This is a genomic window from Flavobacterium sp. Arc2, assembly GCF_041431385.1.
Classification (GTDB): domain Bacteria; phylum Bacteroidota; class Bacteroidia; order Flavobacteriales; family Flavobacteriaceae; genus Flavobacterium.
The window spans coordinates 109,892-122,538 of record NZ_JASMRH010000010.1; the positions used below are offsets into that span (position 1 = coordinate 109,892).

The window sequence follows — 12,647 nt, forward strand, 5'->3', positions numbered from 1 at the left end:
TTTTTATTTATGGATTAATTCTTAAATCTTGTGCCGCCATAATGGGTTCGTTGTTAGTTCCAGTAATGACAATTTTAATTGCTTTTACAGCCTGTTCTGGATAGATAGACGCGTTTCCATAATCAAAGGAATCGCCTTTTATAAAATCAACACCATTATAGGAATATTCGACAAAACCATCATTAATAATAAATCTTGGGTGGTGCGGAATTCCTGTTAGCACATCAATTTTAGAAGAAGAAACAGGATTAGTAAAAGTGTATAAAATCCAGTCGCCCTTAACACAAGGAACGTCAGTACGCAAATAGCTTTCTAAATTATAATCTTCTAATCTAGAAAATGGAAATTTTGGATTTTCGGCCATCGATGAAGTCACTTTTACTTCTGGTTCCTGATAAGGACTACAGTCAAAATTTACTTTAGCAGCAGATTCTTTCCCTTCTTTATTTTCGACTATGAAATCCAAATGATAGTGATTTTTTTCATTGTAATTTTCAGTCAAAAAACGCAATCTGAATTTTGATTTTAAAGCCTGCTGAGTAGCATACGTTTGTATTAATTTATCATTTTCAAAAAGCGAAACTTCGCTAACAAATCCGCTCATGGTTTCATCAGCTATTGGATTAAAAGTGAGATACCAAATCCCATTTTTGTCTATGTTCTCCGAAATATTCTCCGAAATTTTTATAATTCCAACTTTAGAAGTAGTCCAATTTGCCACTGGTAGTTTCTCTACTTTTACTGCAGGGCTTGCGGTATTTTCATTAAAAAAGGTACGAAACATGTATTTTTCATAATACTTTGTTTCAATTGGGTTTGTATATAAAGGGGATTGAGTCGTAGGTTCGTTTCCTTGCGCATCATAGCGTACTATCGCTCCTTCATACGGCAATGTTACGGTAATGCTTCCGTTTTTATAAATCGCTGTTGGTGGAAAATCTCTAAAAGCAATTCCCATATTAGATAATCGTTGCAAATGACTATTTGTTAATCTTCCATAGAAATCTTTCCAGTTTTTAGATTCTTTTTTAGACCAAGCAATTTCAGATAAAGCACTAATTCTCGGGTAACTCTGATACTCCATGAATCGTGCTGGCAAATCTAGGTATTCACTCCACAAAGCACCTTGCACTCCTTTAATTAATTTTTGTTCTTCTAATGATAAATCATTTTCAGGAATGGGTTCAAACGAATAAACTCTTTTAGTATCAGTAATGGCTGCCCAGCGATGACCTCGTTCATTTTCAGATTGTGCCATATCAAAATAAGTGTATTGTCCCGGAATCATAACTGTAGGATGTCCTTTTTTGACCGACTCTATTCCGTAACTTATTCCCTGCCATGCAAAAATCTGTGTTTTAGGACTTAGTTCACCGCCCTTAATAATTTCGTTCCAACCCGCTGTTTTTCTATCGTACTTTTCGACAATTTTTTCAATACGTCTAAAAAAATAGTTCTGAAGCTGAAAAGTATCAGTGTATCCTTCTTTTTTCATCACCGCCTGACATTTTGGGCATTGTTCCCACGTAGCGCGGTTTACCTCATCGCCTGCAACATGAATGTATTCAAAAGGAAACATTTCTGTAAATTCTCGAATTATAGAATCTAGAATTTGATAATTTTCCTCGCGTCCTACACACCATACATTTTTTACTTCGCCCTGAACACTTTTTGTTTCCTGCGATGTAACACAACCTATTTCTGGATAAGAGGCTGTTACTGCACGAGAATGCCCCGGAATTTCGATTTCTGGCATAATTGAAACACCCCGTTCTAAAGCATAAGAAACAACTTCTTTTATATCTTCTTGTGTATAATATCCTCCATAACGCTTATTTCCAGAACCATAAGAAGGTAACAAAACTTCTCCTGGTCCTCTAAAACCGCCTTTTAAAGTTAAATCTGGCATTGATTTAATTTCGATTCTCCAGCCATTATCATCTGTAAGGTGCCAATGAAAAATATTCATCTTATGCGCTGCTAACCAATCAATATAGTTTTTAACGGTTTGTTTGTCAAAAAACTGCCTTGACACGTCAAGCATCATTCCGCGCCATTCAAAACGAGGGTAATCTTCAATTTCGACAAAAGGAATTGTTCCTCTTCTTACCTCTTTTGCAGAAAAAATTTGTAATAACGTTTGAAAACCATTCAAGACTCCATTTGTAGATTTTCCTTTTACGACAACTCCTTCTTTAGTTACACTCAATCTATAACCATCGTTTGGGATATTCATTTTCTCATCTACTAGGAACTGAATTGAGTTTTTTTTATGTTTATTACCAATTGAGATTTTCGGGGTAATTCCAGTATTTTTTAGAAATTTATCACCTATAAAAGCGGCACTTTTCTGTACTTTTTTATCAATAATAAGAGGTACAGGCGCTGGCATGATAAACAATCTAGGCTGCTGTTCTATCTTGACCGGTTTTGGAATCAGATCTAGTTTTTGAGCTTGTATTACATTCAAAGAAATCAAGAAAATAACTATGTGTAGAATATATTTTTTCATCTTATTTATTTAAAATTGTAATGGAATCCTCTAGTAAATAAAAATGTGTTTTTGCAAGCGCTTCTTTCGCTTTATACTTCTATTACTCCCTAACTGTCTCATTAAAAAAATTATGAAAAAACAGCAATTGAAATTTTAAAGAATTTTCCCAATATTCAATATTGTGTTTTCCTGGACGTTCGATATAATCATGATCAATCTTTAAAGATAGCATCTTGTCATGAAGGTTTCTATTTACATCAATAAAAAAATCGTCAACGCCACAATCAATAATCAGCTTTAATTTATTGCTTTTTGCCAAATTAAGCATATTGATAACCGTATTTTTCTCCCAATTTTCAGGAAAATCTGTTATGGAACCAAGCCGTTTTTTTATATCCCAGTTTTCAGAAAATGGACGAATATCAACTCCGCCACTCATACTTCCTGCCGCACCATATATGTCCTGATGCTTCAATGCCAAATACAATGCTCCGTGTCCGCCCATAGAAAGACCTGATACCGCTCTACCCTCACGACTTGCAATCGTTTTGTAATTTTTATCTATAAAAGGAACTAATTCATCCATTATATAGGTCTCATATTTAAAAGCAGGATCAATTGGACTATCAAAGTACCAACTTGAATAACCTCCATCTACGCCTATTACTATAAAACCATATTTATCAACTTGCTTTGCAACCTCTTTAAAACTTTTTACCCAAGTAGCATAATTTCCGCCGTACCCATTTAGTAGATAAACAACTGGAAAGTTTTTACTACTTTCATCATAGCTGTCAGGAGTTATAACGCAGCTAGAAATATTTTTATTCATTGCTGCGCTGTACACTTGTAGGGTATCCACCTTAGCTGCTCTAGCATAAAAAAAAGCGAACAAGAAAAGCGTTACATATACTATTTTTTTCATAGCATTATAGTTTATTTTGGTTTTAAAAAAGACTAACCATTTGATCTAAAATAGCTAAAAAAAGCCTTTTCAATTACCCAGAAAGAACAATCAACTTCGATAAATCTATTTCAGAAAAGTATTCAAAATACTTACCGGATGTTGTGCTTTTCTATTTGTTCCATCAAAAATTTGATGACGACAACTTGTTCCTGCGGCAGCAATGGCAGTTGTTGGAGCGGTACTTCTAATTTTTGGAAACAGGGTGTCCTCACCCATTTGCATACTTATTTCATAATGCTCTTTTTCATAGCCAAAAGAACCCGCCATACCACAGCAACCTGAATTAAAGATTGTAACCGTACAGTTTTTTGGAACGTTCAACATGGTAAAAGTAGCCTCTATTGAACTCAAGGATTTTTGATGGCAATGGCCATGAATTTTGATTTCTCGTACTTCCTCAGAAAATTGTTCAGAACGAATTTTACCTGCCGTAATTTCCCTTTTGAAAAACTCTTCTATTGTCAAGCAGTTTTTCGCCAAAGTTTCGGCAGAAGCCTTATCATCAGCCAGACGAACGTATTCATCTCTAAAAGTCAATATTGCAGATGGTTCGATTCCGATCAACGGAATTTCAGCCGACACAATTGCTTTAAAAGTATTCACATTTTTAGTAGCAATTGCTTTTGCTTCTTCCAGAAAACCTTTGGAGATGTAGGCTCTCCCACTTTCTTCATGATCTACAAAAAGAACTTCGTAGCCTAATTTTGATAGTAATTCATACGCATCTATCCCTACTGTAACGTCATAATAATTCGTGAATTCATCACAAAACAAATATAATTTTCCGTTTACAAATGAAGTAGTTGTCGTTTTTGATTTGTTATTTTCAATCCATTTCCTGAATGTTTTGGGAGCTAATAATGGCACTTCTCTTTTAGGAGCCACACCCATTCCTTTTTTTATTAAGGGTTGATTGACCATGAAATTTGTCAATGCTGGAAAAATACTTCCAAGTTTATTCAGTTTAGCATTATTAGCAAAAATTTTATTTCGAAGAGAAAAACCATTTTCTTTTTGGTATTGGTATAAAAACTCTGCTTTAAGCGCACCCACATCTACATTAGACGGGCACTCGCTAGCGCAGGCTTTACAACTTATACAAAGTTCAAAAACCTCATACAATTCCTTGTGATTGAATTTATTATCTTTTTCTGAATGTGTCAAATATTCGCGTAAAGTATTTGCACGGGCACGAGTAGTATCCTTCTCGTTACGAGTTGCACGATAACTCGGACACATAGTCCCTCCTGCCGATGGTAATTTACGACAATCGCCAGAGCCATTACATTTTTCAGCAGCTCTTAAAACTCCCATACTATCTGAAAAATCTTGAATTGTTTTGATATTAGGTTCTTCTCGCCCTGTTTCAAAACGGAGATTTTCATCCATTTTTAACGCATTGACAATTTTCCCCATATTCAAAACTGAATTTGGGTCGAAAGCTAATTTGATCCGTTTTAATAATTCGTAGTTTTTTTCACCAATCATAAAAGGCAAAAATTCGCCCCGTACGATTCCGTCACCATGTTCCCCACTTAATGAACCGCGGTATTTTTTTACTAAATGTGCCACTTCGGTAGCAATATTTCGAAACTGATAAACGCCGTCTTTTGTTTTTAAATTCAAAACAGGACGCAAATGCAGTTCACCAGCACCAGCATGAGCATAATAAATTGCGTCTTGGCCGTGGCGTTTCATCATTGCCGAAAAGTCTGCGATATAATTAGGCAAATCACTCAATTCAACAGCGGTATCTTCAATAGAATCGGCAGCTTTTTCATCACCTACAATACTTCCTAAAAGTCCGAGACCCGCTTTTCTAAGTTCGTTTACTTTTTCAATATCGGCACCGTATAATTTTGGCGAAGCATAACCAAAATGGTTCTCTTCTAAATCTTTGATTAAAGCATCTGCTTGCATTTCCGCATCTTCCATACTTGTGTGCGAAGCCACTTCAAACATCATTATTGCTTTGGGTTCACCTTGAATAAAAAACCTATTTTTACTTTGCTCTTTGTTTGTTTTAGTACAATCCAGAATAGTATCATCGATCATTTCACAAGTGTACAAATGATGTTTCATGGCAATCATAACAGCTTCTAAACTCTCTTGAACACTAGTAAAATGAGTTACTACCATCACATTATTAGTGGGGGGTAAATCATCAACTTTTAAAGTGACCTCAGTAGTAAAAGCTAAAGTTCCCTCAGAACCACAAAGCAGTTTCCCCACATTAATCGTGGGTTGGCTTCCGCCAAAAAGATCAGAATACAACAGAATATCTACTGCATATCCTGTATTTCTTCTATGAATTTCTGGTTTCGGGAATTCTTTTACAATTTCCTTCTGTGTAGCTTCATTCGATAATTCCTCGTAAAGGCTTCTGTAGATTTTATTTTCGAGAGAATCGCCTTTTGTTTTTTCAATAAATTCAGCCGAAGTTAATTCACCAAAAATAACTTGCGAACCATCACTTAAAATTGCTTTTATCTCAACAATTTTATCTCTGGTAACCCCGTAACGTATCGATGTGGTTCCAGATGAATTATTCCCTACCATTCCTCCTATCATACACCGATTAGAAGTAGAAGTATTAGGGCCAAAAAATAATCCGTGCGGTTTTAAATATAAATTCAACTCATCCCTGATAACACCGGGCTGAACTGTAATCGTTTTATTTTCTTTATCAAAAGAGACAATCTTAGTAAAATATTTAGACACATCTACTATAATACCACTACCAACTGTTTGTCCTGCTAGAGAAGTTCCTGCGGTTCTTGGCGTTAGAGCAATCTTGTTTTCCTTGGCAAAACGGACCAACTTTATAATATCAGCCTCATTTTTTGGTAAGGCTGCCGCCAAAGGCATTATTCTGTAAGCAGAAGCATCTGTTGCATAGAGTGTTTTATGAAGATCATCGTATAGAAGAGTTCCTTCTAAAGATCCAGCTAATTCTTTTAATGGGGGCAAGTTGGACATTGTAAATTGTATTGCTTTTGTTTTCACAAATATAAATGATAGTAAAGTATAATGGAACAATTATGACTATTAAAACAAAACTGCTAATCGTCATTTTGTTATAGCAGCCTTAATCGTATTTTTATTTAGTAATCAAATCGCTTAAAAGCTTCTATCGCTTCATATTCAGCTAAACCTAAGTTATCGTAGCTTTTTGCTGTGCTTTTATTGCGTTCCTCTGCCCTTACCCAAAATTCTCTGGAATCATTCCCTTGAAACATAACGCGATCCTTTTGAGACTGATGGAATAAGATAGCATGTCTTTTTAACATGACTTCATCCGGACTAAGCGGAACTGCCATGTCAATTTCATCAATAGCCCATTCATGCCAAGCGCCTCTATACAACCACAACCAGCAATCATCCATAAACGACTTGCTTTTTAGCGTAGCCATAGCTGCAAAAATAGCATTCAAACAAACCTCATGAGTACCATGCGGATCTGCTAAATCTCCTGCAGCAAACACCTGATGTGGTCTTATTTTTTCAATAATATCCATAACAATGGTAATATCAATTGCAGCTAACGGATTTTTCTTGATTTGGCCTGTTTCATAAAACGGTAAATCCAAAAAGTGAATATTAGCATCTTTCAAACCAATATATCTGGTTGCAGCATACGATTCACGTCTTCTTATAAGCCCTTTTAATTTTCGAACTTCAAGCGAATCCATTTCATCTTCCTTTTTATTGTTTAAAAAATGAATCACCTCTTTAAAATCTATTTTAGCGCGATCATCGCCAATAAAATCAGTGCATACCTCAGCAAACTTCAAAGCTTCATCATCTGTTACGGCAATGTTACCCGATGTTTGATAAACTACATGAACATCGTGTCCTTGCTTAATTAATTTTGAGAAAGTACCTCCCATTGAAATCACATCGTCATCTGGATGAGGACTAAAAAGAATAATTCTCTTTTGAGACGGATTAGCTCTTTCTGGTCTGTTACTATCATCAGTATCAGGTTTCCCTCCAGGCCATCCAGTAATCGTGCGCTGTAACTGATTAAACATATTAATATTCAAATCATAAGAAGATCCTTCCTGCGCTAATAAATCAGACATTCCATTGTTATTGTAATCTCTGTCTGTTAGTTTTAAAATGGATTGATTTGTTTGTTGACATAGCCAAACAATTGCCTTACTTTTTAATGCTGGCGTCCAAACACATTCTTCTACTAGCCAAGGCGTTTTTAGTCGCGTTAATTCAGAAGCTGCCGAATGATCTAACACAAAGGTCGTGTTATCATGATTTTGCAAAAAAGTAGCAGGGATTTCAGCGCTAATACCTCCTTGAATCGTTCTTTTAATTATATCTGCTTTGTTTTGTCCCCAAGCTAATAAAACAATCCTCTTAGATCTAAGAATTGTAGAAACGCCCATGGTTATCGCTCTTGTAGGAACATTGCTTATTCCGTTAAAATCTGATGAAGCATCTACCTTTGTAATGTGGTCAAGCGTTATTAATCGTGTTCCAGAATTGATATGTGATCCTGGCTCATTGAAACCCACGTGTCCTGTACGCCCTATTCCCAATAATTGAAAGTCAAGACCACCAACACTTTTAATTTTCAATTCATAATCAGTACAGTATTGATGTAAATCCTCAAGAGCTACTGCACCATCAGGTACGTTTATATTTTCAGGGGCGATATCAATATGATTGAAAAGGTGGGCATGCATGAAATAGTGATAACTTTGCTTATTTTCTTTTTTCATTGGATAATATTCATCCAAATTAAAAGTAATCACATTACTAAAGCTAAGCCCCTCTTCTTTATGCAAACGCACTAATTCATCATAAACTCTTATAGGAGAAGAACCAGTAGCTAAACCTAGTACGCATTTTTTATTTTCTGATTGCTTTACTTTAATTAGTGTCGCTATTTCTTGAGCAACTGCTTTTGAAGCATCTACCGAATTTTTAAAAATTTCATTATGAATTTTCTCAAATCGGGTTGTTTCATATTTTCCAGGTGCTACATAGTTTAGATTACGAATTGCTTCCATAGTTTAGTTGTATTTTAAGAAAGTTAATACAACAAATATAGAAAATAAAAACATAATAATGCGTTTCAATGCGTTATTTTAATAATAAATTATTGAATAACGCAAAATAACGCATTAAAGTATAGTAACCCCAGCTTTACGGTATTCTTCTAACACCTCATCCTCTGGATTTAAGTCAGTTATCATCGTACTTAAGCTACTAATCTCACAAACTACGTGAGGCATCTTCCTATTTAATTTTTCAGCAGTTAGCATTAAAATGACCTTATCAGATGCTTCTAGCATTGCTTTTTTAACAATCGAAACTTCATAACCTTTTTCGGTTAGTCCTTGCTTAGCACTTATACTACTCACCCCCATAAAACAAATATCTGCTTTGATTTTAGACAAAACCTTAAGCACATCCATTCCAATGGTTACCATGGCGTTTTTTTGTATCTTACCACCAATAAATATTAAGTCAATATCCGGGTATTGAGATAATTGCATTGCTATAGGCAAACTATACGTATAGATTGTTGCGCTTAATAATGGCGGAATTAATTTAGAAAAAACCAAGTTTGTAGTACCTCCACTCATAATAATTACCTGACCATCATGAAGTAAAGAAAGTGCCTTATGGCCTATTTCATTTTTCTGTGTTTCGTTAGATATTACTATATCAAAAACATTTCTAGGCTTATCTGCAATAGGAATCGCGCCACCATACACTTTCTCAAGAAGACCTCTTTCATGCAACTTGTTTAAGTCTCTTCTAATAGTATCTTCAGACACAGCCAATAACTCAGCTAACTCTACGGTACTAACTCGCTGTTCTTCAGCAAGTTTATTCATTATATAATTGCGCCTTTCTGCTTTTAACATCGTGATAAAGTAAATGATAGAGTACAAATGTATTAAAATAAATCATTAATATGGAGACGATTAGGGACACCCAAGGATTAAAACAACTTTCGACCCCAAAAAAAATGCGTTATAATGCATTATTTGAGTAAAAAATTAAAATACATCTGATAACATCGCATTTGTATGCATAAAATAAATACATTTGTGTACTAACTAAAACGTAAACCAAATAATTATGAAAAAATTATTCCTGATTTCATTATTGTTTATTTTTGTTCAAACCACATTTGCACAAACAAAAACAATTACTGGAACTGTAAAGAACAAAGCTGATGGAATTCCTATTCCGGGAGTTACAGTACTTATTAAAGGTACTACAAAAAGTAGCATCACTGATCTAGATGGTAACTACTTGATTAATGCATCGCCTAATGATGCTCTTATTTTTAGTTATATTGGTTTTGAAACCAGAGAATTAAAAGTAACAGAAAAAACAACTAATTTCAGCATCAATTTATCTGAAGAACTTAATACCCTAAACGAAGTTGTTGTCTTGGGTTCTACGGTACGAGTAACTAGAAAAGAACTTGGAAATGCAGTTACAAGTTTGAAAGCAGAAGAACTCAATCAAGCAAAACCTGTAGATCTTTCATCTGCTTTACAAGGAAAGATTGCTGGTGCCCAAGTTTCTCAAAACTCTGGAGATCCAGCTGGTGGATTCAGCATAAAACTTAGAGGAACTTCTTCTATCCTAGGTTCCTCAGATCCTTTGTATGTTATTGATGGTGTTGTATTGAATAATGCAACTACAAATCTTACAAACCTTAATGTAAGTAAAGGAAATTCAAACCTACAAATTGGACAAAACAGGTCGTCTGACATAAACCCGAACGACATTGAAAGCATTGAAGTCCTAAACGGAGGTGCTGCGGCAGCAATATATGGTTCCAGAGCTGCAAATGGAGTTATTTTGATCTCAACAAAAAAAGGAAAATCAGGAGAAACGAAGTATACGTTTTCAACAAGTCTGACTTCAAATAGCCTACGTAAAAAAGTTGGTGTTAATATGTCTGACAAACAATTCGTCAATTCTTCTCCAGCATTATTTCCAATACAAGGACAAGCTGCAACTGCAACTACCGTATTAGTAGCTGGAAGAAATTTAGAAACACGAACCATTTCTGGAATTAAAAGGTATGATTATCAAGATGATATTTTTACCACTGGAATAGGAAATGACACCTATTTTTCTTTAAGAGGCGGCGATGATAAAACAAAATATTTTTCATCTATTGGTTATTTAAAAAATGAAGGAATTGTTAAAAATACTGATTTTGAAAGATTAGGAGCCAAAATAAGATTACAGCATGACTTCAGTGACAAATTAACAGCGTCGATTGGCTTAAATTATATTACTTCTAGCTCGAATGAGAAACCAGATGGTAATGTTTTTTGGAGCCCAATTAATTCGATAACTATCACAAATAATATTTATGACATCAATCAAAGAAGCTCAAATGGTGATTTAATGTCAGTAGATCCAAATAGAGTAAATCCTTTATCTGTAATTGAAACTTTCAACATTACACAAAAAACAGATCGTATGGTTTCTGATATTCAATTGAATTATAAACCATTCAAAAACTTTAATGCTGACTTCATTTTTGGATTAGACAATTACAACCAAAAAGGAAAAGTTTTTATACCAAGATATCCATACTCTCCCGTGAATGGAACTTATTTTAATGACGGTTATGTTTCTGAAGCCTCAAATAGAGTCGTGCAATTCAACAATGATTTGAACTTGAGATACCTTTGGAATATCACTAAAAATATAAAACTAACCTCATTTGCAGGTTATAATATGCAAACTTACAGAGACGAACTTTTTGCGATTGAAGGTCGAGACTTAAAACCGTTTGTTCAAACAATTAATGCTTTTAACACATTGCTTCCAGGATCTCCTAGCGCGGGTGAATCAAAATATAATCTATGGGGTTACTATTTGCAAGAAACTATTGGGATCAATGACAAACTTTTCATAACTATAGCAGGAAGACAAGATGCCTCAACTGTTTTTTCAAAAGAAAACCGCTCACAGTTTTATCCTAAAGTAAGTGCTAGTTATGTATTGTCTGATGAGAAATTCATGCAAGACTCTCCTATAAGTTCAGCCCGTTTACGTGGTTCTTGGGGAGAATCTGGGAGTTTGACAGCAATAACTCCTTATGCTAGATTCACAAATTATTCTACAGGAAACCTTATCGGAAATACTTCCTTTACCCTTGAAGGCTTCAAAAAAGGAAATTTAGACTTACGCCCTGAAAAAAGCTCAACATACGAGGTTGGTGCTGACCTAGGCTTTCTTAGCGACCGTATAAATCTGTCTTTTAGTTATTACAATGCAGATATAGTAGACTTATTATTACCGGTACAACTAGCAAGTTCAACAGGATCTACCAATACCATCCAAAATATTGGAGAAATGAATAATAAAGGTTTAGAAATTGGATTGCGATATGATGTGATCAAGAAAGAAGATCTTAATCTTGATGTGTATGTAAACTACAGCAGCAATAGAAATAAAGTGACTGGTTTGCCGCAGCAAAGATTCAAATTAGACAGTAATCCTTCTGGAGCACCAGTATTTGTAGAAAAAGGACAACCAATTGGTATTTATTATGGTACGTATTACGCTAGAAACACAGACGGTAGCTTGCTACTTACTGCAAATGGATATCCACAAGTTGAAAAAGGAGATGCTCTAACTGGAAATCCTACGAGAGATGCAAGTGGACAACCTACAGGAACTATCCTTAATACAAAAATAGGAGATCCTAATCCAGATTACATTATCTCTTTCGGTGCCAATTTAAATTACAAAAAATTTGGTATGTCTATTTTATTTGACGGTGTTCAGGGTGTGGATGTATTTGATGCAGATTACAGAACAAGACAAGGAGTTGGAAATGGAGAATTAGTTGAAAAAGAACTTAATGGGGAATTACCCAGAGGATATATATGGTCGATATATGGAATTGAAGAATTTAGAGTTGTAGATGGTAGTTACATCAAATTGAGAGAAGTTTCGTTTAGTTATTCTTTCGGGAAATTGAATAGCTTTTTTGATGACTTAACTATTAATGCAAGTGGTAGAAACTTATTCTCCTGGGATAAATTCACAAGTTTCGACCCTGAAACTAACTCTGGAGGGCAATCATCAGTAGCTAAATATAATTTTGGTACAGTACCAATCCCTAGATCATATTCATTAGCGTTAAAATTTCAATTTTAATAAAAAAAAGAAAAA

Annotated in this window: 6 protein-coding genes; 1 reads left to right on the top strand and 5 read right to left on the bottom strand. The window is 34.8% G+C overall.

The window, feature by feature from the left end; genetic code table 11:
- Positions 1–7 precede the first annotated feature (7 nt).
- The 5 genes from QO182_RS08995 to QO182_RS09015 all read right to left on the bottom strand — a co-directional run bounded on the left by QO182_RS08995 (position 8) and on the right by QO182_RS09015 (position 9,355).
- Positions 8–2,512: a beta-N-acetylhexosaminidase gene (locus QO182_RS08995; RefSeq protein WP_371561097.1), complete on the bottom strand. Its 2,505-nt coding sequence runs from the start codon at positions 2,510–2,512 to the stop codon at positions 8–10.
- An 82-nt stretch (positions 2,513–2,594) separates the two neighbouring features.
- A complete protein-coding gene (locus QO182_RS09000) occupies positions 2,595–3,419 on the bottom strand; it encodes an alpha/beta hydrolase (RefSeq protein WP_371561099.1) in 825 nt (274 codons plus the stop codon).
- A gap of 105 nt (positions 3,420–3,524) precedes the next feature.
- On the bottom strand, positions 3,525–6,431 hold the full coding sequence (locus QO182_RS09005; protein WP_371561101.1) for an FAD-binding and (Fe-S)-binding domain-containing protein: 2,907 nt from the start codon (positions 6,429–6,431) through the stop codon (positions 3,525–3,527).
- A 134-nt stretch (positions 6,432–6,565) separates the two neighbouring features.
- Complete coding sequence (nagB, locus tag QO182_RS09010) at positions 6,566–8,491, bottom strand: glucosamine-6-phosphate deaminase (RefSeq protein WP_371561103.1); 1,926 nt, start codon at positions 8,489–8,491, stop codon at positions 6,566–6,568.
- A gap of 114 nt (positions 8,492–8,605) precedes the next feature.
- Complete coding sequence (locus QO182_RS09015) at positions 8,606–9,355, bottom strand: DeoR/GlpR family DNA-binding transcription regulator (protein ID WP_371561139.1); 750 nt, start codon at positions 9,353–9,355, stop codon at positions 8,606–8,608.
- Between the two features lie 217 nt (positions 9,356–9,572).
- On the opposite strand from QO182_RS09015, the gene QO182_RS09020 reads away from it, so the two are divergent.
- Complete coding sequence (locus QO182_RS09020; RefSeq protein WP_371540750.1) at positions 9,573–12,632, top strand: SusC/RagA family TonB-linked outer membrane protein; 3,060 nt, start codon at positions 9,573–9,575, stop codon at positions 12,630–12,632.
- The last annotated feature ends 15 nt before the right edge of the window (positions 12,633–12,647 follow it).

Excerpts from the sequence above, each read along its gene's own strand:
- QO182_RS09000 (WP_371561099.1), bottom strand. The coding sequence starts at position 3,419 with ATGAAAAAAATAGTATATGTAACGCTTTTCTTGTTCGCTTTTTTTTAT.
- QO182_RS08995 (WP_371561097.1), bottom strand. The coding sequence starts at position 2,512 with ATGAAAAAATATATTCTACACATAGTTATTTTCTTGATTTCTTTGAAT.
- QO182_RS09020 (WP_371540750.1), top strand. The coding sequence starts at position 9,573 with ATGAAAAAATTATTCCTGATTTCATTATTGTTTATTTTTGTTCAAACC.
- nagB (WP_371561103.1), bottom strand. The coding sequence starts at position 8,491 with ATGGAAGCAATTCGTAATCTAAACTATGTAGCACCTGGAAAATATGAA.
- QO182_RS09015 (WP_371561139.1), bottom strand. The coding sequence starts at position 9,355 with ATGTTAAAAGCAGAAAGGCGCAATTATATAATGAATAAACTTGCTGAA.